At 67.5% G+C, this 26,189-nt stretch carries 29 protein-coding genes; 11 read left to right on the top strand and 18 right to left on the bottom strand.

Annotated elements, in window-relative coordinates; genetic code table 11:
* Positions 1-8: 8 nt before the first annotated feature.
* The 4 genes from NC595_RS15230 to NC595_RS15245 all read left to right on the top strand — a co-directional run bounded on the left by NC595_RS15230 (position 9) and on the right by NC595_RS15245 (position 2,438).
* A complete protein-coding gene (locus NC595_RS15230) occupies positions 9-515 on the top strand; it encodes a gp53-like domain-containing protein (RefSeq protein WP_253567864.1) in 507 nt (168 codons plus the stop codon).
* Position 516: 1 nt separating this feature from the next.
* Positions 517-1,080, top strand: coding sequence for a hypothetical protein (locus NC595_RS15235; protein WP_253567866.1), 564 nt, complete (start codon positions 517-519; stop codon positions 1,078-1,080).
* A gap of 8 nt (positions 1,081-1,088) precedes the next feature.
* Positions 1,089-1,550 (top strand): C40 family peptidase, encoded by a 462-nt coding sequence (locus NC595_RS15240; RefSeq protein ID WP_253567868.1) that lies wholly within the window; start codon positions 1,089-1,091, stop codon positions 1,548-1,550.
* A 138-nt stretch (positions 1,551-1,688) separates the two neighbouring features.
* Positions 1,689-2,438 (top strand): DNA adenine methylase, encoded by a 750-nt coding sequence (locus NC595_RS15245; RefSeq protein WP_253567870.1) that lies wholly within the window; start codon positions 1,689-1,691, stop codon positions 2,436-2,438.
* Between the two features lie 478 nt (positions 2,439-2,916).
* On the opposite strand, the gene NC595_RS15250 is transcribed toward NC595_RS15245, so the two are convergent.
* A complete protein-coding gene (locus NC595_RS15250; RefSeq protein WP_253567872.1) occupies positions 2,917-3,276 on the bottom strand; it encodes a hypothetical protein in 360 nt (119 codons plus the stop codon).
* 163 nt (positions 3,277-3,439) lie between these two features.
* Between NC595_RS15250 and NC595_RS15255 the strand changes: the two genes are divergently transcribed.
* On the top strand, positions 3,440-3,958 hold the full coding sequence (locus NC595_RS15255) for a hypothetical protein (protein WP_253567875.1): 519 nt from the start codon (positions 3,440-3,442) through the stop codon (positions 3,956-3,958).
* Between the two features lie 169 nt (positions 3,959-4,127).
* Complete coding sequence (locus NC595_RS15260; RefSeq protein ID WP_253567877.1) at positions 4,128-5,567, top strand: MFS transporter; 1,440 nt, start codon at positions 4,128-4,130, stop codon at positions 5,565-5,567.
* Here the strand turns inward: NC595_RS15260 and NC595_RS15265 are convergent.
* From NC595_RS15265 to NC595_RS15300, 8 genes are all read right to left on the bottom strand, one after another.
* Positions 5,564-5,935, bottom strand: coding sequence for a carboxymuconolactone decarboxylase family protein (locus NC595_RS15265; RefSeq protein WP_253567879.1), 372 nt, complete (start codon positions 5,933-5,935; stop codon positions 5,564-5,566). The genes NC595_RS15260 and NC595_RS15265 overlap by 4 nt on opposite strands.
* 107 nt (positions 5,936-6,042) lie before the next feature.
* A complete protein-coding gene (locus NC595_RS15270) occupies positions 6,043-6,627 on the bottom strand; it encodes a TMEM175 family protein (RefSeq protein ID WP_253567881.1) in 585 nt (194 codons plus the stop codon).
* A gap of 78 nt (positions 6,628-6,705) precedes the next feature.
* Positions 6,706-7,914, bottom strand: a complete 1,209-nt coding sequence (locus NC595_RS15275; protein ID WP_253567883.1) for an ABC transporter permease — start codon at positions 7,912-7,914, stop codon at positions 6,706-6,708.
* Entirely contained in the window at positions 7,914-8,633 is a 720-nt protein-coding gene (locus tag NC595_RS15280; RefSeq protein ID WP_253567884.1) for an ABC transporter ATP-binding protein, read from the bottom strand. The genes NC595_RS15275 and NC595_RS15280 overlap by 1 nt, the downstream gene beginning before the upstream one ends.
* On the bottom strand, positions 8,630-9,943 hold the full coding sequence (locus NC595_RS15285) for an efflux RND transporter periplasmic adaptor subunit (RefSeq protein ID WP_253567886.1): 1,314 nt from the start codon (positions 9,941-9,943) through the stop codon (positions 8,630-8,632). Before NC595_RS15285 ends, NC595_RS15280 begins: the two co-directional genes overlap by 4 nt.
* A gap of 166 nt (positions 9,944-10,109) precedes the next feature.
* Positions 10,110-10,502 (bottom strand): VOC family protein, encoded by a 393-nt coding sequence (locus NC595_RS15290; RefSeq protein WP_253567888.1) that lies wholly within the window; start codon positions 10,500-10,502, stop codon positions 10,110-10,112.
* 349 nt (positions 10,503-10,851) lie between these two features.
* Complete coding sequence (locus tag NC595_RS15295; protein ID WP_253567890.1) at positions 10,852-11,019, bottom strand: hypothetical protein; 168 nt, start codon at positions 11,017-11,019, stop codon at positions 10,852-10,854.
* Entirely contained in the window at positions 11,016-11,618 is a 603-nt protein-coding gene (locus NC595_RS15300; protein ID WP_253567892.1) for a sulfite oxidase-like oxidoreductase, read from the bottom strand. Before NC595_RS15300 ends, NC595_RS15295 begins: the two co-directional genes overlap by 4 nt.
* 159 nt (positions 11,619-11,777) lie before the next feature.
* On the opposite strand from NC595_RS15300, the gene NC595_RS15305 reads away from it, so the two are divergent.
* The gene (locus tag NC595_RS15305; RefSeq protein ID WP_253567894.1) at positions 11,778-12,209 is read left to right on the top strand and encodes a PepSY domain-containing protein; all 432 of its coding nucleotides are present in this window, start codon (positions 11,778-11,780) and stop codon (positions 12,207-12,209) included.
* A gap of 56 nt (positions 12,210-12,265) precedes the next feature.
* Here the strand turns inward: NC595_RS15305 and NC595_RS15310 are convergent, their stop codons facing one another.
* Complete coding sequence (locus NC595_RS15310) at positions 12,266-13,054, bottom strand: META domain-containing protein (protein ID WP_253567896.1); 789 nt, start codon at positions 13,052-13,054, stop codon at positions 12,266-12,268.
* Positions 13,055-13,113: 59 nt separating this feature from the next.
* Positions 13,114-15,012 carry an esterase/lipase family protein gene (locus tag NC595_RS15315; protein WP_253567898.1) on the bottom strand — a complete coding sequence of 633 codons (1,899 nt, stop codon included), beginning with the start codon at positions 15,010-15,012 and terminating at the stop codon, positions 13,114-13,116.
* A 173-nt stretch (positions 15,013-15,185) separates the two neighbouring features.
* Here NC595_RS15315 and NC595_RS15320 point away from each other — a divergent pair, with 173 nt between their 5' ends.
* Entirely contained in the window at positions 15,186-16,199 is a 1,014-nt protein-coding gene (locus NC595_RS15320; RefSeq protein ID WP_253567900.1) for an NAD(P)H-quinone oxidoreductase, read from the top strand.
* A 124-nt stretch (positions 16,200-16,323) separates the two neighbouring features.
* Entirely contained in the window at positions 16,324-17,025 is a 702-nt protein-coding gene (locus NC595_RS15325) for a pirin family protein (RefSeq protein ID WP_253567902.1), read from the top strand.
* A gap of 63 nt (positions 17,026-17,088) precedes the next feature.
* Here the strand turns inward: NC595_RS15325 and NC595_RS15330 are convergent, their stop codons facing one another.
* Positions 17,089-17,493: a GFA family protein gene (locus tag NC595_RS15330; protein WP_253567904.1), complete on the bottom strand. Its 405-nt coding sequence runs from the start codon at positions 17,491-17,493 to the stop codon at positions 17,089-17,091.
* A gap of 158 nt (positions 17,494-17,651) precedes the next feature.
* Between NC595_RS15330 and NC595_RS15335 the strand changes: the two genes are divergently transcribed.
* Complete coding sequence (locus tag NC595_RS15335) at positions 17,652-18,596, top strand: MBL fold metallo-hydrolase (RefSeq protein ID WP_253567905.1); 945 nt, start codon at positions 17,652-17,654, stop codon at positions 18,594-18,596.
* A 7-nt stretch (positions 18,597-18,603) separates the two neighbouring features.
* Here NC595_RS15335 and NC595_RS15340 read toward each other — a convergent pair whose 3' ends face one another.
* Positions 18,604-19,212: a TetR/AcrR family transcriptional regulator gene (locus NC595_RS15340; protein ID WP_253567906.1), complete on the bottom strand. Its 609-nt coding sequence runs from the start codon at positions 19,210-19,212 to the stop codon at positions 18,604-18,606.
* Between the two features lie 70 nt (positions 19,213-19,282).
* Between NC595_RS15340 and NC595_RS15345 the strand changes: the two genes are divergently transcribed.
* The gene (locus NC595_RS15345) at positions 19,283-20,557 is read left to right on the top strand and encodes an MFS transporter (protein ID WP_253567907.1); all 1,275 of its coding nucleotides are present in this window, start codon (positions 19,283-19,285) and stop codon (positions 20,555-20,557) included.
* Here NC595_RS15345 and NC595_RS15350 read toward each other — a convergent pair.
* The 5 genes from NC595_RS15350 to NC595_RS15370 form a co-directional block, all read right to left on the bottom strand.
* On the bottom strand, positions 20,550-20,900 hold the full coding sequence (locus NC595_RS15350; RefSeq protein WP_253567908.1) for a tRNA-binding protein: 351 nt from the start codon (positions 20,898-20,900) through the stop codon (positions 20,550-20,552). The two genes, NC595_RS15345 and NC595_RS15350, sit on opposite strands and share 8 nt — an antisense overlap.
* 76 nt (positions 20,901-20,976) lie before the next feature.
* A complete protein-coding gene (locus NC595_RS15355; RefSeq protein WP_253567909.1) occupies positions 20,977-22,266 on the bottom strand; it encodes an NAD(P)/FAD-dependent oxidoreductase in 1,290 nt (429 codons plus the stop codon).
* A gap of 126 nt (positions 22,267-22,392) precedes the next feature.
* Positions 22,393-23,268 (bottom strand): UTP--glucose-1-phosphate uridylyltransferase GalU, encoded by an 876-nt coding sequence (gene galU, locus NC595_RS15360; protein ID WP_253567910.1) that lies wholly within the window; start codon positions 23,266-23,268, stop codon positions 22,393-22,395.
* A complete protein-coding gene (locus NC595_RS15365; protein WP_425493165.1) occupies positions 23,269-25,167 on the bottom strand; it encodes a polysaccharide biosynthesis protein in 1,899 nt (632 codons plus the stop codon). It lies immediately after the preceding gene.
* Complete coding sequence (locus tag NC595_RS15370; RefSeq protein ID WP_343214915.1) at positions 25,164-26,159, bottom strand: MraY family glycosyltransferase; 996 nt, start codon at positions 26,157-26,159, stop codon at positions 25,164-25,166. Before NC595_RS15370 ends, NC595_RS15365 begins: the two co-directional genes overlap by 4 nt.
* Positions 26,160-26,189: the final 30 nt, after the last annotated feature.

The following is a 26,189-nucleotide window of genomic DNA, read 5'->3' on the forward strand; positions in this document are numbered from 1 at the left end:
GCAGAATCATGGACTACCCCACAAGCGATCCCACCGTCGGCCTGGTTGGCGGCAAGTTCACCGATGGCAACCCGGCCGGCGGCGTTGCCGCCAGCCGAGACTCGGCGAGCTGGGCCAACCTCGTAACCGATGAGCTGATCGGTCTATTGACGGAGGCTGGGATTGTGCCAAGCGACGCCGACAACACCCAGGTGCTGGCAGCCATCATCGCGATCATTGGCCAGCAGTTCACTGGCAGCAATCAGACCCTTGCGAATCCCGGTTATCAGAAGTTGCCGGGCGGCCTGATTGTTCAGTGGGGCACCGTCACGACCAATGGCACAACCACGAAGGTGGTCACCTTCCCGGTCACTTTCCCCACGGCGCTGCTGGCTGATGCAGTGATCCCACCGGATAACAACCTTGTCGGTGGCCAGGGCTCTACCGCCTCAACGCGAACCTACACGACAAAAACCACCAGCGGCGCTGCATCTGGCGCTGGCATCACCTTCAACTACATCGCTCTTGGACACTGAGATGACGATCTACTACAACCCCGCCGACGGTGCCTTCTACGACTCCGGAATCAGCAAGGTGCCGGCTGGTGCGATCCAGATCACCCCACAGCAGCATCAGCAGCTGCTGACGGCGTTGTATGCCAACGGCACTATCGAGGTAGGTGCTGACGGTATTCCGGTGGCTGTTGCCGCGCCCGCCCAAACGCTGCCCGAGGTACAGGCGCAGCTTTGCCAGGCAATCGATGCCGTGGCGGACACTGTTTACATGAGCATCGGCGGGCCAAGCCCGGGGCGCCTCGCGGAATACCAGCAAGCGCAGACCGAGGCGACCGCCTTCAAGGACGCCGGCTATGCCGGGGCCGTGCCTCCTACGGTCCAATGCTGGGCCACAGCCAAGGGCTGGACCGGCCAGCAGGCATGCGATGACATCCTGGCCACCGCGCAACAGTGGATGGGCGCTTTGCAGGCGATTCGTTCGGCCCGCCTGCTTGGCAAGCAGTCGGTGCTGAACGCGGCCGACGAGGCATCCGCTAGCGCTGCTGCGGATACCGCCATCGCAAATCTTCAGGCGATTTCGGCTTAGGTGCATTCATGAGCGCGATCAACCTGCTTTTCTGCACGAATCGATCGAACCCGCTCAGCTGGATGATCCGTGCGGGCAGTTGGTCGCGCTGGTCGCACGTTGCACTGGTCGACGGCGACTATGTGATCGAGGCGGTGGCTATCCACGGTGTGGTGCGCACGCCGCTTGCTAAGCGCCAGGCACAGGATCCGTCATGGTGCATGAGCGCGCTTCCTTGCCGTGATCCGGCGGCGATCATCGCCGCGGCACATACCCAGCTGGGCAAGCCCTACGACTACACCGGCGTCCTCGGCATTGGCTTGCACCGTGAATGGCAGCAGGACGACAGCTGGTTCTGCTCTGAGCTGGTCGCCTGGTCATTCGCCCAGGGCGGCGATCCACTGTTTCGCACCGCCTCGGTCCGCAGGGTCACGCCCGAGGACATCTGGATGCTGCAGCCAGCCGATAGCGCGCTGGAGGTGGCTCGCTGACCTTCGATTGAAGTTCGGGGCGTCGCGCTGTTGGCGCAGCGCGACCCCTCTCCACGTGGGATGTGGATCAAGCGAGGCCCCTAGCCGGTACCGGCACGACAAAGGCTATGGGCACGCAATCTCAAATGTGGAGACCTCATGGCCCTACCGATCATTCCCTGGCTGGGCGGCAAGCGCCGCCTCGCCGATCGCATCTTCAAGTTCTTTGACAATACGCATACCTGCTACGTCGAGCCGTTCTGCGGTGGCGCGGCGCTGTTCTTTCTGAAGCCGCCGACCGACGTCGAAGTGATCAACGACATCAACGGCGAGCTGATCAACCTCTATCGCGTCGTGAGCAGCCGCAAGGTGTTCGAATGGTTGAAGGTCACTCGGCCGGAGACTCTGACCGACATACAGCGCGCGGCGCGCTTCTACTACCTGCAGCAGAGTGCCTTCGGCGGCAAGATCGAAGGGCAGACCTACGGCACCGCAACCACCGCGCCGCCAGGCCTGAATCTGCTGCGCCTGGAGGAGACGCTATCCGCCGCCCACCTGCGCCTGGCCAACGCCTACATCGAGCACCTCCCGTGGCGCGACTGCGTGGGCAAGTACGACCGGCAGCACACCCTGTTTTTCATGGACCCGCCCTACTGGGAAACCGAAGGCTACGGCGTGGACTTCGGATGGCCCGAGTACCAGGCGCTGGCCAGTACGCTCGGCACCATCAAGGGCCGGGCGATTCTCACGCTGAATGACCACCCCGCCATCCGTGAGCTGTTTTCTGCCTTCCACATCGAGCGTGCAGAACATACCTACACGGTCGGTGGTGGCGATCGCGCCAAGGAGGTCGGCGAAGTGCTGATCTTCAGCTGGGATGTCCAGCGGGAGCCCGCCGGCCTGTTCTGACTGGCACACTTAGCTGGTGGACCTGCAGACCGACCACCAGCTCATCCTCGCGGCGTGCCAAAGCCTGGCTCGCCTGCATCAGCGACTGTTCTCAGCCGCCCTCGATCAGAAGCTGGTCGGGCCACTAGGAAATCAGCACCTGGATACCTGGCGGGTCGGGGAGCTTGATCCCCCGTCTGAGTGGCTGCAGGGCGTACGGCCGGAGCTCGCGGTGGTGCATGTGGCCACCAGGTCCGGGGAGGTGCTGGAGGCGCTGCTGGATGTCCTGGCATCCCCCAGCGTGGACCGCCTCCAGGTATGCCTCCTGCTGCAGCACGTCGCCGCTGAGGCTACCTCCTGGACTGGACCAGTCCGGCGGCTCGCCGCCCGCTGGTCCGTTCCCCTTCCGGCCACCCCGCATGACGCCCAGGTTGTCCTCCCGCGCCCCTCCGCGTTCCGGCGCTCTACCTGACCCCGTTTCCCACCCTTTGAAGGCCCTTTAAACTGGCCTCCCGCCAGTTGGCAGACCAAGTGTCCCGATTTTGCAAACCAAGTGGCCGCTTACAGCCTCCAACGGCGAAGACCGCGGCCCCGCCCCCTCATCCACCGGGTGCCTATCCGGCACAAGCGAGCGTTGCAACACCGAATGCCAGACCTGCGGATCGCGCAGACCGTCAAACCCCCTCCCGGCATCACCGCGCCGGGCCAACGTGTGCACCAGCGGGGCAAGACGGTCCAGGTCCGCATCGTTCACATACGCGACGAAGCCGCTGCGCAGGTGATGGACGGTCAGCAGGCCCATCGCCAGCAGCGAGAACGCGATCGCCATCGCCAGCAACAGGAACAGCTTGTGCGCCACGCGCAGGCGCCAGCCGGTGGGTCGGGAAGAAGCCGGTGTCATGGCGGCCGAGCATAGCGGCCGCCCCATGCCGCCGCCTCCACATTCCCTGCATATTGCCTGCGATCTTGCAGCCCATCGTGACTTCCGTCGGATCACCCGGCCACTCCAAGGAGGTCACCTGATGAAAACCCGCTTGATCGTCGTCCTCGCCGGTCTCGCCTGTGCCGGCACCGCGTCGGCACAGGCCGGCAAACCGATGGACCAGACGCCGCTGCTCGCCCAGAACGCCCATCGAATCGAAGTCGATCGCGCCCGGGTGGCTGTCGATGGCGTGCCGTTGCCGCCGCTGCCGCCCGGCTGCCTCGATCGGCAGTGGAAGCCTATGCCGCACCCGATGTTTCCCGACTTCACCCGTGAAAGCCGCTGGCAGGCGGCGCTCGGAATCAGCACCGACCAGGCCCGGCAGGTGCAACAGTTGTTCGAGCGGCGTCACCAGGACGACAAGGCCACCTGCGACAAGCTTCGCGGCATCGTCGGCGACAACGCAATGGATCGCTGGAAGGCACTGAGCGACTTCCCGCCGCCGCCCCCGCCACCTCCGCCGCCGATGGCTCCGCACCCGCCGCAGCCGCCGCAGCTCGACGCGCCACCGCCGCCTCAGCCTCCGGCGCCCCCGGTTCCCCCCGACGACGCCGACTGACCGTCGCCGGCAGATGGCCGGGCATCCCCGCGATGCCCGGCCGCCAGGTCTCGTTGTCGATACCGGGCGGCCCTCTATAATCCGCGGCGCGCCGCTCCCCGGGCGCAGGCGCCGCAGCCGCCGTCCCCACGACCGCTGCCGGCTTCCCACGCCCGCACCGAGTCCACCCGTGAGCCAGTCGACCGCGGCCCCCCTTGCGTCCGATACCGGGACGCCGGCGTTTCCCGACTACCGCGTCATCTCGCTGATCATCGCCTGCGCGATCTTCATGGAGCAGCTGGACGCGACGGTGCTGGCCACCGCGCTGCCCACCATGGCGCGCGACTTCCACGTCGGCGCGCCAGCCATGAGCATCGCGATGACCAGCTACCTGCTGGCCCTGGCGATCCTGATTCCGGTCAGCGGCAAGGCCGCCGACCGTTTCGGCGCCACCCGCGTGTTCGCCGCGTCGATCGGCGTGTTCCTGCTGGGCTCGGTCGCCTGCTCGCTGGCCCCCAGCCTGCCGGCGATGGTCGGCGCCCGGCTGCTGCAGGGCGCCGGCGGCGCGATGATGGCGCCGATCGGCCGCCTGATCCTGCTCTCGGCGGTACCGCGCAAGCATCTGGTTTCCGCGATGTCCTGGTCGCTGGTGCCCGCGTTCCTCGGGCCGCTCGCCGGGCCGCCGCTGGGCGGACTGATCGTGACGTACCTGAGCTGGCGCTGGATCTTCTACATCAACCTGCCGATCGGCCTGCTCGGGGTCTGGCTGGTGCGGCGGTTCATCCCGCCGATCGCGCCGCATGCCGGACGCAGCCCGCTCGACCTTGGTGGCTTTGCGCTCTGCGGTGCGGGACTCGGCGGCCTGCTGTTCGGACTGGAGATGATCGGCCAGAGCGCCGACCTGGCGATGGCGACGATACTGCTGGCGGTCGGCCTGGCCGGCTGCCTGGGTTATCTGTGGCACGCCCGGCACCGGGCGAACCCCCTGCTCGACCTGGGGCTGATGCACATCGACTCGTTCCGTCTGTCGGTGATCGGTGGTTCGCTGATGCGCATCACCCAGGGCGCGCAGCCGTTCCTGTTGCCGCTGATGTTCCAGATCGGCTTCGGCTATTCCGCGGTGCGCAGCGGCCAGCTGGTGCTCGCCACCGCGCTCGGTGCGCTGCTCACCCGCTCGTTCACCCCGCGCCTGCTGCAGCTGGTCGGTTTCCGCAACGGCATGCTCTACAACGGCGTGCTGAGCAGCCTCGGGTACGCGGTCTGCGCGCTGTTCCGGCCGGACTGGCCGTTCGCGCTGATGTTCGGCCTGTTGATGGGCTGCGGCGCCTTCATGTCGTTCCAGTTCGCCGCCTACAACACGGTGGCCTACGAGGGGGTGCCACGCGAACGGCTGGGCGCGGCCAACGCGCTTTACACCACGCTGCAACAGTTGATGCTCTCGTTCGGCGTCTGTGCCGGCGCGCTGCTGCTGAAACTGGCGATGGGCGTGCGCGGCCATGCGCACCCGCAGGCCGGCGACTTTTCTTTTGCCTTCGTCGCGGTGACCCTGGTCTCGCTCAGCTCGACGGTCTGGCACCTGCGCTTCGCCCACGATGCCGGCCACGAACTGAGCGGGCACCGGCCTCGCTAGACCTCGCTCGCGGTGGGCTGGCAGGCCTCGCCGAACTCCTCCAGCGCGCGCACCGCCTCGGCTGCATACATCAGCGACGGTCCGCCGCCCATGTAGACCGCCACGGCGAGCGTCTCCATGAACTTCCCGCGCTCCACGCCCAGGCGTACCAGCGCCTTCACGTGGAAGCCGATGCAGCCGTCGCAATGCCCGGCCACGCCAATGGCCAGCGCGATGAGTTCCTTGTCGATGGCCGACAGCGCCCCCGGCTCGAGCGCGGCCCTGGCCATGGCGGAGAAGCCGCCCATCGTGTCCGGCGCGGCGGCGCGGATGGTGGCGATGGCGCGGTTGAGATCCTGGGTGATCTCGACGAAGGACTTGCTCGACATGACAGTCTCCATGCATCGATCGGATACCGTCCATCCTGGCCGCCTCCGCCCGGACAGCCGATGACGCACGTCAATCGGCGAGCCGCTGCGGCGACCCGCCGCGCCGCTCAGTCGGTCGGCCGGACCGTCACCCGCTCGATCCGCCGGTCGGGCACCAGCCACAGCAGGGCCGCACCGGCGTAGAACGCCATGCCAAGGCCCGGTGCGCAGACCGAGAAGACGATACCGGCGACATAGATCAACGGCGACAGCTTGCCCTTCCAGTCGCGGCCAAGCGCGCCCGCCAGGGTAGAACCCGGCCCCTGCACCTTGATGATCGCCCGCTGCAGGATCCAGTACGCCACGGCCGCCATCAGCAACACCACGCCATACAGCGCCGAAGGCACGGCGGCGAAGTGGTTCTCGCCCATCCAGCCGGTGGCGAACGGCAGCAGCGACAGCCAGAACAGCAGATGCAGGTTGGCCCAGAGGATGCCGCCGCTGACGCTACGCACGAGGTGCAGCGTGTGGTGGTGGTTGTTCCAGTAGATGCCCACGTACACGAAGCTCAGCACGTAGCTCAGGAACACCGGCAGCACCGGCCACAGTGCACCCAGCGACACACCGTGCGGCACCTTCATCTCCAGCACCATGATGGTGATGATGATGGCGAGTACGCCATCGCTGAATGCTTCGAGCCGGGTCTTGCCCATGGATGCCTGCATCGGTGGCCGGGAGAAGGCCAGAGTATCGCCGGCCCGGCCGGCGCCCGCACCCGCCCCTCGCTGCGGTCATTCGTGGCGCAGCGCCTCGATCGGGTCCAGCCGTGCCGCCCGGCGCGCCGGGAAATAGCCGAACACCACCCCGATCACGGCCGAGAAGGCGAACGCCAGCAGGTTGATCGACGGTCCGAACACATAGGGCACCTCGAGCACCCGCGCCAGCACGATCGAGCCGACCGTCGCCAGCAGCACGCCCAGCAGTCCGCCGATCGAGGACAGCACCACCGCCTCGATCAGGAACTGCAGCAGCACCTCGCGTTCCAGCGCGCCCACCGCCAGGCGAATGCCGATCTCGCGGGTGCGCTCGGTGACCGACACCAGCATGATGTTCATGATCCCCACGCCGCCTACCAGCAGGCTCACCGCCGCCACCGCGCCGAGCAGAAGGGTAAGCACGCGCGTGGTGCTGGAGAGCATGTCGGCGATCTCGCGCGTGTCGAGCACGTTGAAATCGTCCTCCTGACCCAGCGCGATGTGCCGGCGCTCGCGCAGCAGGGCCTCGATGCGTTGCTTGGCCTGCGCGGTCGGCACACCGGGCTGCACCGACACCAGCACCATGCCCACGTCCTGGTTGCCGGCCAGCCGCCGCTGCACCGTGCGCAGCGGCATCACTACCGTGTCGTCCTGGTCGCGTCCCATCGACGACTGGCCCTTCGCCGCGAGCAGGCCGACCACCTCGCAGGAAAACTGCTTGACGCGGATCGCACCGCCCACCGGATTCTCGCTGCCGAACAGCTTGTTGCGCGCGGTTTCGCCCAGCACGCACACCGCCTTGCCGGCCTGCAGCTCGGCGTCCAGGAAGGGACGCCCCGCGGCGAACTTCCAGTTGCCTGCGGTGAAGTAGTCGTTGGTCGTGCCCACCACGCTGGTGGACCAGTTGCTGGCCAAGTGCACCACGGTCACCGTACGCGAAACCACCGGCGCCACGCCGGCCAGGCCGCTCACCTGGCTCTGGATCGCACTGGCATCGGCCAGGCGGAAGGCCGCCGCGCCGGCGGTATCGCGGGTCGGCCCCAGCCGCTGGCCGGGACGCACCATCAAGAGGTTGCTGCCCAGGCTGGCGATCTGCGCGGACACCGACGCGGTGGCACCGTTGCCGAGCGTGACCATGGTGATCACCGCGGCCACACCGATCAGGATGCCGAGCACGGTCAGGAAGCTCCGCGTGAGATTGCGGCGGATCTCCTTCAGCGCCAGCAGCAGCGTGTTCCAGAACATCAGGCCACCCCCGCCTGGCGCGTGTCGCTCTCCACCTGGCCGTCGACGAAGTGCACCACGCGCCGGGCATAGGCGGCCATGTCCGGCTCGTGCGTCACCATCAGCACGGTGATGCCGCGGTCGCGATTGAGCGCGGCGATCAGGTCCATGATCTCCCGGCTGCGCCGGGTGTCGAGATTGCCGGTGGGCTCGTCCGCGAGCAGCACCGCGGGATGGGTGACGATGGCACGGGCGATCGCGGCCCGCTGCTGCTGACCACCGGACAGCGCGGCCGGCACGTGGTGTTCCCAACCGGCCAGACCCACGGCCGCCAGTGCTTCGCGCGCCGCGGCATGGCGCGCGGCCGGCGGCTCTCCGCGATACAGCAACGGCAGCTCCACGTTCTCCAGCGCCGTGGTGCGCCCGAGCAGGTTGTAGCCCTGGAACACGAAGCCCAGGTAGTGCCGGCGCAACAACGCCCGCTGGTTGCGTGACAGCCGTTCCACCGCGGTGCCGCGGAAGCGGTAGCTGCCGGTGGTCGGTACGTCGAGGCAACCGAGGATGTTCATGGCCGTGGACTTGCCCGAGCCGCTCGGCCCCATGATCGCCACGAACTCCCCCTCCTCCACCACCAGGTTCACGCCGCGCAGCGCCTGGAACGCCACCGCATCCTGACCGTAGGTCTTGGTTACACCGGCCAGTTCGATCAGCGGCGCTGCGGCGCCATCGCCCTGGCTCACTGGGCACCACCGAGGCTCTCGGTGATCACCCGCATGCCGGACTGCAGCTCGCCTCCCGTCACCTCCGTCAACTGGCCATTGCTGGCGCCGACCGTGACCGGCACCGCCCGCGGCTCGCCATCGCGCAGCACCCACACCTGGCGGGACTTGCCGTTGCCGGTGCCCTGGGCGCGGCTCGTGCCGTGCGGCGGGCGCGGCATCAGCCGGCTGACCAGGCTGCCCGAGGCCTGACCGGACGTCGTGGATGCCGGCGTGAAGCGCAGCGCGGCACTCGGCACCAGCAGCACCTGATGGCGCTCGTTGACCACGATCGCGGCGGTGGCGGTCATGCCCGGGCGCAGGCTGAGGTCGTCGTTGTTCACGGTGAGCACGGTGAGGTAAGACACCACGCCGTCCTTGGTCTGCGAGCCGAAGCCCACCCGGCGGACCTGCGCCGGGTATTCGCGACCGGGGTAGGCGTCCACGGTGAAGGTTGCCGGTTGACCCTCGTGCACCAGGCCCACGTCGGCCTCGTCCACGTCCACCTGCAGCTCCATCTTCGACAGATCCTCGGCCAGGGTGAACAGCACCGGCGCCTGCAGCGAGGCGGCCACCGTCTGCCCCGGCTCGATCGAACGGCTGAGCACCACGCCGTCGATCGGCGAGCGGATCGACGCCTTGGCCAGATTGGTTTCCCCGGTGCTGAGGGACGCCTGCGCCTGCACCACGGCCGCCCGCGCGTTCGCCTCGGCACCCTCGGCACGTTGCAGGGCCGCCCGTGCGGTGTCGATGTCCACCTGGGCCGGCACCGTGCCGCCGCTGGTGGCGAACATGCGTTGGAGCCGGCTCAGCTGCAGCCGCGTCTCGATGACCGTGGCCACGGCCTGTGCCACCTGGGCGCGGGCCGCGGCAAGTGCACCGCGGGCGTTGGCGATCTGGTCCCTGAGCCGCGACACGTCGAGCTGGGCCAGCACCTGACCGCGCTTGACCGTGTCGTTCACGTCGACCTTGACCGACTCCATGATGCCGGACAGTTCGCTGCCCACGTCCACCTGGTTGGTCGGCTGCAGGTTGCCAGTGGCCGCGACCGTCACCACCAGGTTGCCGCGGGTGACCTCCGCCGTCTGGTAGCGCGGCTGGGCCGCCTCGCGGCCACGCAGGAACCAGCCGTAGCCGGCCACGACCACGACCAGCAGCGCGAGGACAATCAGTATCCAGCGCAGAACCCGGCGACCGCGCCCGCTACCCGGACCGCCGCCCAGCACCGCGGCGACTGCCGCGGCATCGGACCGCCCACCACCACTGGCCCCAGAATCGTCGGGCGCCTTCATCGCGATCGTTCCACGCTCTCGCGACCGCGCCTTACCGTGCAAGCCTTCATCGCGATACCCGTGCGAACGTGGCCGATCACCACGCCCGACACCCTAGGCCGGCGCATGCGCAGGCGTATTGACCCCCATCAATCAGGACTGCGTGCGTCGCTGCGAAGGCCGCCTTCTACCGAAGGGAATAGAACCGGAGGACGTTCCTGCCGGGGTCGTGGAGATGGAACTCGCGGGTTCCCCAGGGCGTCTGCGAGGGTCTCGCCCAGGGACCTTCCGGGTGGTGCTGCTCGCCGATGCTGCCGCTCGCGACGAACTCCTCGTAGAGCGCGTCCACGTCGTCCGCCAGGAAGCGGCAGGCCGGCCAATCGGTGGGATAAGCCCACTGCCCCGCGTCCGCCCACTGCAGGCGGATCTCCACTCCGTCCTGCCCCACCGCCGCGTGCCTCGGCGCCTCCGGTGTGTCCTGGAACAACAGCACGAAAGCGAGATCGCGGTAGAAGCGCACCGACTCACCTACCTCGCGGCAGGCGAGCACGGGATGCACGGCCTGAAGGTTCGCTTTCATGGGGCGCTCCGCGGAATCGGGAAGCAATGCGGTTACCGACCGGAAGACTCGTGAAGCCCCATCGGCCGCGAGCCCCGGTGTCATCGAGATGCTCGCTCTTGTGGCCTGCAAAGGCATCGTAGATGCGCCGATGCGCCTGGTACGACCACTGATCCTCACGTTCGTAGTAGCCGGCCACCCAGGCCTGCAGAGGCTCGAGCATGGCGTCCTGCGCCTCTTTCGAGGCGTACTTGTGCGGCTCCCAGGGGCGCCGGCGGTTGTGTTCCAGGCAGGTTTCCAGTCCGGGGTTGAGGAACACCCGCTCATTGCAGTGGGCGGACGCGGCCTGAGCCTGCTCGCCGTAGCAGCCCTAAATCACCCAGCGGTCATGCCCGGCGAGAAACGCCGCGAGGGACGCGGCAATGGCCTCGGTAGATCGCTGCACGGCGATCCTCCCCGGTTCCCAGACGATGGAGTCCAGATCGAGATGCGCCAGTCCATGCTCTGCAGCCAGCCGCCTGGCTCCGACCCTGGTCATCCGTCATCCGAAAACCGCTCTTCCCGCCACGGATCCCCGCGCATGTGATACCCGCGCAACTCCCAGAACCCCGCTTCGTCACGCGCGGTAAACTGCAGGCCGGTGAGCCATTTGGCGGACTTCCAGAAATACAGGTGCGGCACCAGCAGACGGGCCGGACCACCGTGCTCGGGCGGCAGCGGCTGGCCGTCGTAGCGGGTGGCGATCATCGCGCGACCGCCGAGCAGGTCGTCGATCCGCAGGTTGGTGGAGTAGCCGTCGGCACTGTGCGCCAGCACGAAGCCGGTGGGTGGAGCGATGCCGGCGTCGGCAAACAGGTCGTCCAGCGTCACGCCCTCCCACGCCGTGTCGAGCTTCGACCAGCGGGTGACGCAGTGGATGTCGCGCACGACGCGCTGCCTGGGCAGCGCATCGAAACTCGCCCAGTCCCAGCGCCTGAGCGGACGCACGCCGTGCTTGAGCGTCAGCGACCAGTCCGCCGTGTCCAGCACCGGCGTGGGCGCCATCGACATCACCGGGAACTTGCGTGTAACCACCTGCCGGGGCGGCAGACGCTCTGTGGAGGCTTCCCCGTCGTCGGCACGACTGGAACCGGACATCTTCGGCGTCCCCTCAAGATCCTGACAGCGCGTGACCTTAGCACCGGCCGGCCGCACGACGTCGCCTGAACACCCCACGCACTCGCCACGCCACTTTCACCGCCCGCTGATCCATGACTGCCAAGACTCGGGACTCCCTTCCCCACAGGAGACGAGGCGATGAAAACGGTCGTACTTTCCACCGCCCTCGCGCTGGGCCTTGCCGGCGCGGCGATGGCGCAGTCGCCGGATCATGGCGTGATGACCAAGGCACAGATCCGGACGCAGCTGCATCAGCAGGGCTACAGCGACGTCGATGATCTGGAGTTCAATCACGGCATGTGGCGCGCCAAGGCCGAGAGCGGCAATGGCCACCACGTGCACCTGCGCATCGACGCCCGCACCGGCAAGGCCTATGCAGACGACCAGAAGCTTGCCCGCCTGGGCGAGGACGACATCCGTGCCGCCCTCTCCAGCGCCGGCTACACCGACGTGCACGACGTGGATTTCGATGACGGGCTGTGGACTGCCAAGGCCGAAAACAGTGCCGGCAAGCACGTGAAGCTGGACGTTGATCCAGACACCGGCAAAGTGGTCGGTACCGACGACTGAGGTCCCACCGCGGCCGGTGCGCTCACGCTCCGGCCGCGCTCCGCGCCGCACAAGGATCAGGGCGTGGCCACTTTCTCCGATTCAACCACCATGTCGAGCACGTAGACCGGCCCTTCCGAGGTATCGAAGCGCTTCACCCGCAGGACGTTGCGCGTGCCGGGTTCATGCGTGTAACCCTCGATGCCCGATGCCATGTCATGCCACGGCCCGGGCTCGCCGCTCTTCAGGCCGTGGGTGTCGTAATGCCGGTCGCGCACGCTCAGGCATCGGGTGTCGCCGGATGCGCCGGTGTCGCAAGGCACGTCCTGCGCTGCCACTTCCAGGAATTCGACCTGCCCTGGCCCGCCGTAGCGCTTCTCGGCCGTCGGCTGCCCGGTGAACTGCAACATGTCGCCGTCGGCGGTGGCCAGCTGCAGTTGGGGCATGGCTCCCTCCCGGTCGATCGAGATCGATGGTCGGCTCTTCAACCTCTGCACTACGGCCTGATCAAGGCCGCCCAGGCCGGCCTGCAGGCAGGCCATCTGGGTGGACAGCATCGGGCCCAGCGCGAGTTGCCCCTGTTCGATGTGGTAATTCGCTCCCCTGGCGTTGCACAGCTGGCCAATCGTCAGGTGGTTCTGCGAGAAATCGAGCTGCACCGGCCGATCGGGGCGCACGAACAGGGCCGCGATGCGCCTGCCAGTCGCATCGGTCGCCGACTGCAGCTTCCAGTGGTAGCCCTGCAAGGAGGTCGGATCAACCGGCGCGACGGAATCCGGGGACGCGCCGGGCACCGGCTTGGCGGAGCACGCCGTACACGCCGCCGACGCCAACAGCAGCGGCAGGACCAGGGTACGGATCGACATATCGGCGCTTCCCGGGTGACGTGACCGTTGGAGCATATGCCGCCGGGACAGGCCGGGTGTTAGCGCGATGTGTCCGATGCACGTGGCACGACCGCGTCACCGGCAGGCAGCCCGGCATGCTCGCGCAGGATGCGCCGGATCTCCAGGATCGCCTGCGGCGTCTCCTGCACGCTGTGGCCGGAGACGATCACCTTCTCGCTCGCAGCGCCCGCCAGGTGTGCACTGGCATAAGGCACGAAGCCGTCGCTGGAGGCCTCCAGCGGCCCTTCCGCGCTGCGCCGGGCGATGATCGAGTGATAGCGCACGCCGGGCACGATCGGCAACGTGGACGTGGCCCGCAGGTAGGGACCGGTGTCGCGCAGTACATTGACGCCCGTTGGCGCGGCGCGGAACAGTGCCGCCTGCTCCGGCAGTTCCCCGGCCAGCGCATCGGCAATGCGGGTGGTGGCATCCAGCAAGGTCTTCGGCAGGCGGATCAGCCTGGTGACCATGCGTGCCAGCCAGTGTCCGGCCACCGGCGTGCCGGCATGCGGGGCGGCGAGAAAGATCGCCTCGTCCACGCCAGGCAGCGGCTTGATGGTGAAATAGGGCGCCAACGCGGCGAGCCTCTTGCGCCGTGGAGAATCCGGAGGGGCGTGGAAGATGCGCTGCCAGAGCGCGTCGCCGCTGTCGACCACCAGCAACCGCGCGATCACACCGCCCATGCTGTGGCCGATCAGCGTGACATGGTGACTGGCCGGCGCGGTGCCGGCCGGATCGAGCGTGGCGAAGGTCTGCTCCAGCGCCGCCCGGATCTGCACCAGGTTCACCGGGATCGGCGCGTTGGTCGGGTAATAGACCTCCCAGATCTGGTAGCGCCTGCGCAGCGCCTCGTCGCCCATCACCTCGTTGGCGAGATTCACCCAGGCCTCGGGACTGGAGGCCAGGCCATGGATCATCACCACCGTGAGTCGGTGGGGATCGTACGGCTGCATCAGGATCACGCGCGGATGATCGAGCGCGTTGTCGCGCCCGAGCAGATTGTCGATCGCCTTGCGGTTGAAGCCGGACTCGGCCAGCCAAAGCGCGTACGGTGCGCTGAAGTTGGCCGCCAGCGGTACGGTCTGGCCGTCCAGTTGCATCGTGTCCTGGCGGTACGGATCGAGTGCGTCGACCACCGCTTCGCGGGTGTCGAGCACCTGCGACAGGGTGTCGCCGGGAAATTGCAGCAATACCGTCGCCGGCAGGTAGCCGGTCTCGGCGAACGGTTGCGTCGGCGCCCGCCGGGCGGCCTGGGTCGGACGCGCCACCATCACCACCTCGGCACCGAGGCCGTCCCGGCGATAGACGCTCTCGAGCCCGTCGATGCGCAGGCGGGAGGCCGGCACCATGGCCTCGAGTTTCGGCGCGCCGCGCGGCAGAGTCAGCTGGATCTCGCCGTAGCGAAGGCGCCAGCCATCCACCGACTCGGCGCTGCCCGGCGACGGTGGATGAACGTGCCCGGCCCGCTGCCCCCGCGCGAACAGCAGTGCCGCGACGCGCTCCGCGGCGTAGTTGTAGCTGTCGCGCATCTGCGTCTGCCGATCCTCGAAAGCGCGTTCGCGCGGCGTGCGCTCGCCGAAGAACAGATATGCGTACGCATAACGTGCGGCATCGAGGTAGTCGGCGATCGGACCTGCGGTATCGCGGTCGGCGGAGCGGTCGGCCTTGAGCGCACCATCCAGGGCGAGCTCGGCCAGCGCCGAGAGGCGCGCGTCATTACCCAGGATGGTCGCCTCGCGCAACGCTGCCACGCAGGGCGACGGCTCGGCCACGCAGCGATCGGGGTCGAGCCCCAGCCGCGAGATCGCGTTGCGGCTGGCATAGCTGAGATGACCGGTGCTGAGGACATCGCCGCGACGGCCTTCGTCGTAGTCCCGCGGATCGCCCTGTTTCACATGCACCAGCGCGCAACCGGTCAACTGCAGGAGCAAAAGCACGACGGCGATCCAGCGCCACGACGCGGGCCCACTGTGCCCGCCGGATCGAATCGGTGCCGTCGTATCGCTTTCCCGCATGCGCGCCTCTCCACCTGGCGCCAAGGGTACATCGCACGCCCTGCACTGCCGTTGCGCGATCATTGACGATCTTTCTCGTTGATCAGGAGCCTGCGATGACCACCATGCACGCCATCGCCATCCGGGAACCGGGTGGTCCGGAAGTACTGACGCCGTGCGAACGGCCACGTCCGGTTCCGGGGCCTGGCGAAGTGTTGATCCGGGTCGCGGCTTCCGGGGTGAATCGGCCCGACGTGTTCCAGCGCCTCGGCCGCTACCCGCCACCGCCAGGCGCCTCCGACCTGCCCGGGCTCGAGGTGGCGGGCCAGTTGGTCGAGGGCGACCTCACTGGCGACAACCCGTTTGGCCTGGAAGCCGGAGACGCCGTTTGCGCCCTGCTTGCCGGCGGCGGCTACGCCGAATACGCGGTGGCGCCGCTGGGCCAGTGCCTGCCGGTGCCCAAAGGCCTGAGCCTGCTCGAGGCTGCGGCGCTGCCGGAAAACTTTTTCACGGTATGGAGCAACGTGTTCGACCGCGGCCAGCTCGGCCGGGGCGAAGGCGGTGCCGGGGAAACCCTGCTGGTACAGGGTGGCTCCAGCGGCATCGGCGTCACCGCGATCCAGCTGGCGCACGCGCTCGGCCACCGGGTCTTCGCCACCGCGGGCAACACGGAGAAATGCCGCGCCTGCGCCGCGCTGGGTGCCGAGGCCATCAACTACCGCGAGGAGGATTTCGTGGCACGGATCAAGGCGCTGACCGACGGCCGTGGCGTGGACGTGGTGCTGGACATGGTCGCCGGCGACTACGTGCCCCGCGAGCTCGACGCCATGGCCGAGGGCGGCCGGCTGGTAATCATCGCCACGCTGGGCGGCGGTGCCGCCACGATCGATGCCGGCGCGCTGATGCGCCGGCGCCACACGATCACCGGCTCGACACTGCGCAACCGGCCGGTGGCGTTCAAGGCGGCGATCGCCCGGGCGCTGCATGAGCACGTATGGCCCTTGCTGGCCGCGGGCACGGTGCGGCCGGTGGTGCACCAGGTGTTCCCGGCCGCCGAGGCCGCCCAGGCGCATGCACTGATGGAGAGCTCGCAGCACATCGGCAAGCTGGTGCTCACGTGGGAGCCCTGATCGTTTCCCATATTGATCCAATAATGCAACAATCAGTTCTATTGGCGTCACTATGCGCACGATATGATTGCGCCTATCGTTCGTTCCAGGGCGCCGACCGGCGCCGACCACATGGGAGAACGTCATGATCGAACGCCGTCCTTTCAGCACCCTCGGCGGTGCGGACCACGGCTGGCTCAATGCCAAGCACCACTTCTCGTTCGCGGGCTACCACGACCCGCGCCGGATGGGCTGGGGCGCGCTGCGCGTGTGGAATGACGACACCATCGCGCCGGGCACCGGCTTTCCGCCGCACCCGCATTCGGACATGGAGATCATCACCTACGTGCGCGAGGGTGCCATCACCCACCGCGACAACCTCGGCAACGAGGGGCGCACCGAGGCGGGCGACGTGCAGGTGATGAGCGCGGGCAGCGGCATCACCCACAGCGAGTACAACCTGGAGCCGGGCACCACGCGGATCTTCCAGATCTGGATCATCCCGACCGAAACCGGCAAGCCGCCGTCGTGGGGCGCCAAGCCGTTCCCGCGCGGCGAGCGATCGGGCAGGTTCGTGGCGCTGGCCAGCGGCTTTGCCGACGACGCCGACGCCCTGCCCCTGCGCACCGACGCCCGCGTGCTGGGTGCCACGCTGAAGGCCGGCGAGAGCACAACCTACGTGCTGGCCGATGGCCGCCAGGCCTACCTGGTGCCGTCGACCGGCTCGGTGGAGATCAATGGCGTGAAGCTGGACGCCCGCGACGGTGCGGCCATCCGCAACGAACCGGCTCTGCGCGTGACGGCGCTGGAAGACGCCGAACTGGTGCTGGTGGACGCGGCGGCCTGAGGCACACGCGCACGGAAGCGGTGACAAAAACGGCGGCCGCAGGGCCGCCGTTTTGCGTGTGGGTCAGAGGTGCCGGGTTTCGGCCGGTGCGTGATGCCAGTTGTCATGACGCCCGTCGGCGTAGCGCACCGGCGCGTCGATCAGCTCGGCCGGATCCACGTCGTCGAGCGAGGCCAGCTGCACCGCCACGTAGTGCCCGCCGATCTCCTCCACGTAGCCACGCGCAAAGCTGTGTACCCCGCAGGTACGGCAGAACAGGTGGTGCATGGCCTTGCGACCGAACTGGTAATCCGCTTGCGCGTCCTCCCCGGCCAGCAGGCGGAACGCGTTGGGGCGAATGATGGCATTCCAGTTGCGGGTCTTGGTGCAGATCGAGCAATTGCACTTGTTGGTCCCCGCTGCCAGGTCGATGTCCGCCTCGAAGCGCACCGCTCCGCAATGACAGCTGCCGGTATATGTCCTTTGCATGCCTCTCTCTCCATGGGGTGGGAATGGCGGAATTATCGCTTACCCGTCATCGGGGCAGGCCATTGACCGCTTCGTCTCCCGCGCATCCGACAAAGGTTCAACTGCCCGTCACGCCACGTCTTGCTACCCTCAAGCGCTGAATCTCAGTGGAGGCGCGCATGGGCAACGAATACGGCATCCATACCATCGACACCGGCTTCGTACGGCAGCAGTTCGACGCCGCCTACCTCGTGGTGGACGGCGATCGCGCGGCTTTCATCGACTGCGGCACGAACTACGCCGTGCCGCGGATGATGGCCGCGCTCGACGCGGCCGGCCTCACTCCACAACACGTGGACTGGCTGATCCTGACCCACGTGCATCTGGATCACGCCGGTGGCGCCGGCGAACTGATCGCGCAACTGCCGAACGCGAAGCTGGTGGTGCACCCGCGCGGTGCGCGGCACATGATCGATCCTTCGCAGCTGTGGGCCGGTGCCAGCGCGGTGTATGGCGAGGCGGTGATGGACGAGACGTACGGGCGGCTGCGACCGATTCCCGCCGAACGCGTGGTGGAGGCGCCGGACGGCCATATCGTGCACCTGGGCAACCGGCCGCTGCTGTGCATCGACACGCCGGGCCACGCGAAGCACCACATCGCCATCTACGACGAAAAAGCCAACGCGTGCTTTACCGGCGACACGTTCGGCCTGTCCTATCGCGAACTCGATACCGACAAGGGCCCGTTCATCATCCCCACCACCTCGCCGGTGCAGTTCGACCCCGAGGCGCTGCATGACTCGATCGATCGGCTGCTCGCGATGAAGCCTGCAGCGATGTACCTCACCCACTACGGCCGCGTGGAACAGGTGGAGCGCCTGGCCGCGGATCTGCACGCACAGATCGATGCCATGGTGGCACTGGCGCGCGAGGCGAACGGCAAGCCGAACCGACACGAAGCGTTGAAGTCCGCCCTGGCCGACCTCTATGCCAGCCGCGCCGAGGCGCACGGCTGTCTGCAAGGTCGCGATGCCATGGAGGCCCTGGTGCTCGGTATGGACATCACGCTCAACGCGCAAGGTCTCGAGGTGTGGCTGGACAACGAACAGCGGCGTAGCGCCTGACGCGGACTCAGCCGCAGGACGCGTCGATCAGCCGTTCGGCCACCGCCACCAGCGACCGCGCCGGTCCATCGCGTCCGAACAATTGCCCCGACGCATAGGTGCCTTCGAGCAGCAGTTGCAGTCCGTCGGCCAAGGTCTCCGGCGAAGCCGCGCCCATCGCCTCGGCCATGGCGGTCAGCCGCTTGCGCAGCTTGCGCTTGTGCGCCTGCGACACCTTGCACGCCGGATGGTCTGCGCCGGGGTACTCCACCACCGTATTGGTCAGCCCGCAGCCGCGATAGCCCGGCTTGGCCGCACGTTCGGCCAGTCCGCCAAAGTAATCGAGCAACTGCGCCTTCGGGTCGCCCGGATGTGCGGCGACCGACTGCTCGAACCGCACCCAGAATTCCGCGTCGTAGTCGCGCAGATAGGCTGCCGCCAGGTCGTCCTTGGACCCGTAGCTGCGATACAGGCTGGGCTTGGTCACGCCGGCGTCCTGCACGATCTGCTCCACGCCGATCGCGCGGATACCTTCGCGATAGAACAGTTCGCGTGCGGTGCTGCGGATGCGCTCGGCAGCGCGCGGCTTGTCCGCTGGTTCGTCATGCACCGGATCGGAGCTGTGTTTCGTGGCCATGAGTGTTTCCGATTGACGATGTTACCGATCGGTACGTATGATCCGTACACCAACCGTACTGATCGGTAACATGACTATATCCCGCACCCGGCCGTTCGGCCAGAAGTACGTATTCGTCGTCGCCGGCGTGATCTTTCTGGCGTTGCTGGTCGCCTCCGGGGTGCGCTCCACGCCCGGCGTGCTGATCGTCCCCCTGAACGAAGCCTTCGGCTGGAGTCGCGCCAGCATCTCGCTCGCCGCCGCGGTCGGCATTTTCTTCTACGGCATGATGGGGCCGTTCGCCGCGGCGCTGATGCAGGCGATCAGCATTCGTCGCACGTTGATCGGTGCGCTGGCGTTGATGGCGGTGTCGATCGCTTCCAGCGGATGGATGACCCAGTCCTGGCAACTGCTGCTGAGCTGGGGCGTGTTCTCCGGCGTCGGCTCCGGCTGCGTGGCGATGGTGCTCGGCGCCACGGTGGTGAACCGCTGGTTCGTCCGGAGCCGTGGCCTGATGATGGGTCTGCTCACCGCCAGTACGGCGACCGGCACGCTGATCTTCCTGCCGATGCTCGCTGCGCTCGCCACGCACCACGGCTGGCGCCCGGTGGTGTGGACGGTGGCGGCAGCCTGCGCGGTGCTGGTTCCCCTGGTGGCGTGGCTGCTGCCGGAGCGTCCCGCGGACATCGGCTTGCTGCCTTACGGGGCCACGGGGGCACCGGTCGCGCCGCCGCGACGGCCGCTGCTGGCGATCGCGTTCGGCGCGCTGATCCGGGCTTCGCGCACGCGCACGTTCTGGTTCCTGTTCGGTACCTTCTTCATCTGCGGGTTCACCACCAACGGGCTGATCGGCACGCACTTCATCGCCTTCTGCGGCGACCACGGCATCCCGGAAGTACGTGCGGCGGGTGTGATGGCGATGATGGGGGCATTCGACTTGGTCGGCACCACGCTGTCGGGCTGGCTGACCGACCGCTTCGACTCGCGCAAGCTGCTTTTCGTGTACTACGGCCTGCGCGGGCTGTCGCTGATCTGGCTGCCCTACTCCGATTTCTCGTTCGCCGCCCTGGGCGTGTTCGGCGTGTTCTACGGCCTGGACTGGATCGCCACGGTGCCGCCGACCATCCGCTTGGCCACCGAAGCTTTCGGCGAGCACGATGCACCGGTGGTGTTCGGCTGGGTCGCAGCGGGCCACCAGATCGGCGCTGCCACGGCAGCCTTCCTCGCCGGCTGGCTACGGACGGTGGATGGCAGCTACGTGGCCCCTTTCGTCATCGCCGGGGTCGGCGGTGTGCTCGCTGCGGTAGCCGCCATGATGATCCGTCGCGCGGCTCCGGCCGAAGGCAGGATGATCGCGCTCAGCTGAGCCGCGCGCCGTTCGGCACCGGGCGCTCGACGGTGGTGATGACCACGCCCTCGTCGGTGTGGAACCCGGTCAGCAGGAACTGCGAGCGGAACGGTCCGATCTGCTTCTCGGGAAAGTTGATCACGCCGACGATCTGCCGACCGACGAGATCCTCGGGCCGGTACAGCGACACGATCTGCGCGCTGGTCTTGCGCTCGCCGTAGGGACCGAAGTCCGCCCACACCTTCCATGCCGGTCGACGGGCCTCGGGAAACGCCTCGACCCGGGTGACGGTGCCGGCGACGATGAGCACGCGCTCGAAGTCGGCCCGGCTGATCTGTGCGGGAATGTCGGCGTCGCTCATGGACTCATGCAGTGCGCTGTGGAAAAACCGCAGGGTAGCGGCCATGCACGGAGCCGGCATGCCCCGTTCGCCATGCTCAGCCCTCCAGACGGGTCTTCAGCCAGTCGTTGAACTCGTGCCACCAGTAGGTGACCTGGGCCCCCGCAAAGCCGAATGGCCGCCAGGTGCTGGGCAGGCCGTAATCGGCGAACTGCTTCCAGCCCTCGTCGCCCTGGGCGATCGCGGCGGCGACCAGCTCGCCCGCCGCACAGGTCGGTCCCACCCCGTGACCGCCGAACGCCTGCGCCCACCACAGGCCATTGCCGTCGCTGCCGATCTGCGGCATCTGGTGGCGTGCATAGCTCATCAGGCCGGACCACGCATGGTCGACGCGCACGCCCTTGAGCTGCGGGAAGACCCGCAGCAGGTCCCGCGTGAGCAGCCGCTGCACCGCCTGGGGCGAACGGTTGAGCACCGAGATCCGCCCGCCCCAGAGCAGCCGGCGATCGGGCAGCGGACGGTAATAGTCGAAAGCAAAGCGGCTGTCGTAGATCGCCGCTCGCGTGCGCAGGCAGTCGTCCAGGCGGTCCCCGAGCGGCTCGGTCACCATCACGTAGGTCGCGATCGGCAGGATCGCGCGATCGATCGGCTTCTGCAGTCCGGCAAGGTATCCGCCGCAGGCGAGCACCACCTGGTCGGCGAAGATCTCGCCCTGCGCCGTGGCAATCCTCCAGCGCAGACCGGCGCGTTCCATGCGCTTTGCCGCGGTTCCTTCATGGATCGACACACCCTGCCCCGCCGCCGCCGTGGCCAGGCCGATGGCGTAGTTCAGTGGATGCAGGTGCAGCGCGTCGCGTTCGTAAAGTCCGTCGAAATAGCGCTCGCTGCGCACGCGTTCGCGCAACTCGACCTGATCGAGCCATTCCCATTGCACGCCGTAGCGTTCGGCCAGCAGGGTCTGGCGGTCACGCAATACGGCCGGGTCGCGAAACCAGTTGGCCCAGATCACGCCCTCGTCCACGGCATCGCAGGCGATGTCGTAACGGGCGACACGGTCGCGGATGCGGTGAACGGCCGCCGTGGTCAGCCCGAACAGCGCCTGGGCGCGCTCGGCACCGAGCTGGTCGAGCAGCGACTGCTCGCCGAGCGAGTAGCCGGCAAAGACGAAACCGCCGTTGCGCCCGGAAGCACCGAAGCCCACCTGCTCGCGCTCGAGCAGCACCACGTCGTTGACGCCGCGCTCGGCCAGGCCGAGTGCGGTATTCAGGCCGGCGTATCCGCCGCCGATGATCGCCACGCGGGCCTCGCGCCGACCTTGCAGCGGCGCGAAGGGCGCGTAGGCGTTCGCGGTGGCGCGGTAATAGGAGGCGGCCGGTACAGGGGGCATCAGGGCAAGGGTGAACCGGCTATCGACGAAGCCCGGAGGATAACCGCATACCGCCATTCGCGGGGCTGACGGCGTCCGGCCCGTGCCGAACGCAGGGCCGAACGCCACAGGCGGAAGCCAAGGCCGTCAGTGGGTGGCGACGAATTCGCGCACCACCGCCGCCAGCTTCGGATCCTGCATGGCCATATGCATGGTGGCGCGCACCAGGCCGGCTTTGTTGCCGCAGTCGAAACGGGTGCCCTGGAAACGGTAGGCCAGCACCTTGCCCTGCTCCTTGAGCAGCGCCTCGATAGCGTCGGTGAGCTGGATCTCGCCACCTGCACCTGGCGTGGTGCGCTCGAGCAGTTCGAAGATCCGCCCGGGCAGCACGTAGCGACCGACCACGGCCAGGTTGGAGGGCGCGTCCGCCGGCTTCGGCTTTTCCACCATATGCCGGATCTCGGCGCTGCGCTCGTCCACTGGCGTAGCCGCCACGATGCCGTACTTGTCGGTTTCGTCGTGCGGTACTTCTTCCACGGCGATCACCCCTGCACCGCCCTGCGCCTGGGAGAGTTCGGCCATCTGCCCCAGTGCACCGCGGCCGGTATTCCAGATCAGGTCGTCAGGCAGGATCACCCCAAACGGCTCGTCACCTACCACCGGCTTGGCGCACAGCACCGCATGGCCCAGACCGAGCGCCTCGGGCTGGGTGACGAAGATCGCCCGCACGTGCTTGGGCAGCGTGCCCTGGACCATCGCCAGCAGATCGGACTTGCCCTTCTCCTGCAGTTTGGCCTCCAGCTCGTAGGCCTTGTCGAAATAGTCGGCGATGGCGTGCTTGTAGCGGTTGGTGACGAATACCAGGGTGTCGGCTCCCGCGTCGACCGCCTCGTCCACCGCGTACTGGATCAGCGGACGATCCAGCACCGGCAGCATCTCCTTGGCCACCACCTTGGTGGCAGGAAGAAACCGGGTGCCGAGTCCGGCGACGGGGAACACCACCTTGCGCAACGGCTTGCTCACTTACCTTTCTCCAGTCTCTTGGCGACGGATGGATACGACGTTGGCCGGCTGCGCCGTCTCGCTCCAGCGGAACGAGGGCAACAGACTGGACACGCAACGCCGCAGTTCCTCTTCATCGAAGCGGTCGACCGCTTCCGCCGATCTGTTGATGGCCGCCACGAGCAACTCCCAGGCCACCTCGCGGTGCTGTGCCAGGAAGATCTTCGCGTGGGCGGTCTCGCTGTAGTTTTCCTGCGCGTGGAACAACTCCTCGAACAACTTCTCGCCCGCCCGCAGCCCGGTGTAGACGATCGGGATCTCCGTGGCCGGCTTCTTTCCGGCCAGCCGGATCATCTGCTCGGCCAGATCGCGGATCTTGACCGGCTCACCCATATCCAGCGCGAAGATCTCTCCGCCGCGGCCCAGGGTGGATGCCTGCAGGATCAGTTGGCACGCCTCCGGAATCGTCATGAAGTAGCGCGACATCTCCGGATGGGTGACGGTAACCGGCCCACCGTCACGGATCTGTTGACGGAACAGCGGCACCACCGAGCCGGCCGAGTCGAGCACATTGCCGAAGCGCACGGTGATGAAGCGGGTCGATGAGCGGGCACTGAGGTTCTGGCACCAGATCTCCGCAATGCGTTTGCACGCCCCCATCACGCTGGTGGGATTCACGGCCTTGTCGGTGGAGATCAGGACGAAGCACCCGACGCCGTGCTCGTGGGCCAGTTCGGCCACCTGGCGCGTGGCGAGCACGTTGTTGCGGAAGGCCGTGCGCAACTGGCTCTGCAACAACGGCACGTGCTTGTAGGCGGCCGCGTGGAAAACCACCTGCGGCTTGTGGTCGACGAACACCTGCGCCATCGCGACCCGGTCGCCGCAGTCGGCCAGTACGCCGTCCAGAATCAACTCGGGAAAATCCGCAGCCAGTTCCTTGGCCACGCGATAGAGGTTGTATTCGCTGTTGTCGACCACGGTCAGCGCTGCCGCCCCGAGCCGTGCCACCTGGCGACACAGTTCCGAACCGATCGAGCCACCGCCACCGGTCACCATCACGCGTTGGCCGGTGAGATTCTCGCGGATCGCGGTCCAGTCGAGCTGGATGGCATCGCGCCCGAGCAGATCCTCGATCGCGACCTCCTTGATCTCGTTGAAATGGGCGCGCCCGGCAACGACATCCTCCAGTCGAGGGACCGTGCGGTACGGCAGGCCGGTGGAGTCGCACAGTTCGACCACCCTGCGCATCTGCGCCGTGGACGCTCCGGGCAACGCGATCAGCAACATTTCCACACCGGTTTCGCGCGCCACGTCGGGCAGATCCTCGAGCCGCCCCAGCACCGGACAGCCGCTGATCTTGGCGCCGCGCAGACTGCCCAGATCATCGACGAACCCCACCACGTTGAAGCGGCTGTCCCGACGAAGGTCGCGCAACAGCGCTTCACCGGCCCGGTCCGCGCCCACAATGAGGACGCGCTTGGCCGGCTTGGACTCGAACAGGTCGACGCGACTGTCCTTCCAGAACCGGTAGAGCAGACGCGGAGTCCCCAGCAAGGTGGCGAGGATCACCGGGTAAAGCAGCAGTACCGAACGGGGAACCCCGGCGAGCCGGTCGTACAGGAACAGCACCAGGCCGATCACCAGACTGCCGGCCACGGCCGCGCGCAGGATGTTCCACAGGTCCGGCAGGCTGGCGAACCGCCACACGCCCTTGTACAGACCGGTCCAAGCAAAAAGCAGGCCCTGCACGGCCAGGACAAGCGGGAATTCGAGTGCAACGAAGCTGACCACTTCATCCGGCTTCATCGCGTAGCGGAGCGCCTTGGCGAGCCACCAGGCGATGGCGGCCACGGCGAGATCGTGCACCACGACGGCCGCGCGCGGATGGATCGCTGCGATGAACTTACGAACCGACATCAGAATTTCCGCTCCCTAGCCCGCCGAAGGCAACGCCGCTTCAGCATCATCCAGACCACCGCCGACACGCCGTAGACCACGGCAAAAACCACCCAGCCTCCCGCGCCCATAAGCCATGCGGCATACGCCGCCGGAGCGCACACAAGCAGGTTCCAGGCCGTATAAGACCCGGACACCGCTCCATGGGACCGCCCCCCGCGAACCATCCACTGGTAAAGATGCTCGCGGTGCGCACTGTACCAGCGGCGACCTCGCCAGATCCTGACCAGCAGCGTCATGCCCGCATCGGTGAAGAAGGCGGAGCAGAGGATGGCGGCTGGCCAGCACGTGGCCGGGGCGATCCGCCAGAGCATCGCGCCGACGGCGAACACCAGAAACCCCAATGAGCCGCTTCCGACATCGCCCATGAAGATGCGGGCCGGCGCCCGGTTGTACACCCAGAATCCTGTCGTCGCGAATCCCACGGCAAGCGCCGCGACGGCCAGCCCGTGAGCCGGCTGCGCTAACGCCAGAACCGCCAGCCCCGCCATCACGAACATCGCCTGCTGTGCCAGCAGGCCATCAATACCGTCCATGAAATTGTGCAGGTTGATGCTTCCCACACCGACGAACAGCAGCAGTGGCAACCACGGGACCGGGACACCGGAGGCGCACAACGCCAGCGCCAACAATCCCGAGGCAGCCGTCTGGGCCACCAGCCTGGGGACGATCGGAAGCGGGCGATGGTCGTCCCACCACCCGGTCCATGCCACACAGGCAAGGCCCAGCCAGACGGCGGCAAGCGTCAGCCGGAGCTCGGCCGACGCAAGGTCCAGCGCAATGACCGGCAAGCCGATCAACACGGCGACGACGATGCCGATCCCGCCGCCACGCGGGGTCGGGATGGTGTGTGAGCGCCGCTGCCCAGGCTGGTCCAGCATGCCGCGACGATGCGCATAGGCGATCGCCGCGCGCACCACTGCAAGAGCAACGAGGAAGCAAAACGGTGGAAGCAACGAGGCCGACCCTGGCAAGACCATTCCGCT

The sequence above is a fragment of the Dyella lutea genome (assembly GCF_024158035.1).
In the GTDB taxonomy this organism is placed as follows: Bacteria; Pseudomonadota; Gammaproteobacteria; order Xanthomonadales; family Rhodanobacteraceae; genus Dyella_A; species Dyella_A lutea.

Excerpts from the sequence above, each read along its gene's own strand:
- NC595_RS15230 (WP_253567864.1), top strand. The coding sequence starts at position 9 with ATGGACTACCCCACAAGCGATCCCACCGTCGGCCTGGTTGGCGGCAAG.
- NC595_RS15235 (WP_253567866.1), top strand. The coding sequence starts at position 517 with ATGACGATCTACTACAACCCCGCCGACGGTGCCTTCTACGACTCCGGA.
- NC595_RS15240 (WP_253567868.1), top strand. The coding sequence starts at position 1,089 with ATGAGCGCGATCAACCTGCTTTTCTGCACGAATCGATCGAACCCGCTC.
- NC595_RS15245 (WP_253567870.1), top strand. The coding sequence starts at position 1,689 with ATGGCCCTACCGATCATTCCCTGGCTGGGCGGCAAGCGCCGCCTCGCC.
- NC595_RS15255 (WP_253567875.1), top strand. The coding sequence starts at position 3,440 with ATGAAAACCCGCTTGATCGTCGTCCTCGCCGGTCTCGCCTGTGCCGGC.
- NC595_RS15265 (WP_253567879.1), bottom strand. The coding sequence starts at position 5,935 with ATGTCGAGCAAGTCCTTCGTCGAGATCACCCAGGATCTCAACCGCGCC.
- NC595_RS15270 (WP_253567881.1), bottom strand. The coding sequence starts at position 6,627 with ATGGGCAAGACCCGGCTCGAAGCATTCAGCGATGGCGTACTCGCCATC.
- NC595_RS15275 (WP_253567883.1), bottom strand. The coding sequence starts at position 7,914 with ATGTTCTGGAACACGCTGCTGCTGGCGCTGAAGGAGATCCGCCGCAAT.
- NC595_RS15285 (WP_253567886.1), bottom strand. The coding sequence starts at position 9,943 with ATGAAGGCGCCCGACGATTCTGGGGCCAGTGGTGGTGGGCGGTCCGAT.
- NC595_RS15290 (WP_253567888.1), bottom strand. The coding sequence starts at position 10,502 with ATGAAAGCGAACCTTCAGGCCGTGCATCCCGTGCTCGCCTGCCGCGAG.
- NC595_RS15295 (WP_253567890.1), bottom strand. The coding sequence starts at position 11,019 with ATGACCAGGGTCGGAGCCAGGCGGCTGGCTGCAGAGCATGGACTGGCG.
- NC595_RS15300 (WP_253567892.1), bottom strand. The coding sequence starts at position 11,618 with ATGTCCGGTTCCAGTCGTGCCGACGACGGGGAAGCCTCCACAGAGCGT.
- NC595_RS15305 (WP_253567894.1), top strand. The coding sequence starts at position 11,778 with ATGAAAACGGTCGTACTTTCCACCGCCCTCGCGCTGGGCCTTGCCGGC.
- NC595_RS15310 (WP_253567896.1), bottom strand. The coding sequence starts at position 13,054 with ATGTCGATCCGTACCCTGGTCCTGCCGCTGCTGTTGGCGTCGGCGGCG.
- NC595_RS15320 (WP_253567900.1), top strand. The coding sequence starts at position 15,186 with ATGACCACCATGCACGCCATCGCCATCCGGGAACCGGGTGGTCCGGAA.
- NC595_RS15325 (WP_253567902.1), top strand. The coding sequence starts at position 16,324 with ATGATCGAACGCCGTCCTTTCAGCACCCTCGGCGGTGCGGACCACGGC.
- NC595_RS15330 (WP_253567904.1), bottom strand. The coding sequence starts at position 17,493 with ATGCAAAGGACATATACCGGCAGCTGTCATTGCGGAGCGGTGCGCTTC.
- NC595_RS15335 (WP_253567905.1), top strand. The coding sequence starts at position 17,652 with ATGGGCAACGAATACGGCATCCATACCATCGACACCGGCTTCGTACGG.
- NC595_RS15340 (WP_253567906.1), bottom strand. The coding sequence starts at position 19,212 with ATGGCCACGAAACACAGCTCCGATCCGGTGCATGACGAACCAGCGGAC.
- NC595_RS15345 (WP_253567907.1), top strand. The coding sequence starts at position 19,283 with ATGACTATATCCCGCACCCGGCCGTTCGGCCAGAAGTACGTATTCGTC.
- NC595_RS15350 (WP_253567908.1), bottom strand. The coding sequence starts at position 20,900 with ATGAGCGACGCCGACATTCCCGCACAGATCAGCCGGGCCGACTTCGAG.
- NC595_RS15355 (WP_253567909.1), bottom strand. The coding sequence starts at position 22,266 with ATGCCCCCTGTACCGGCCGCCTCCTATTACCGCGCCACCGCGAACGCC.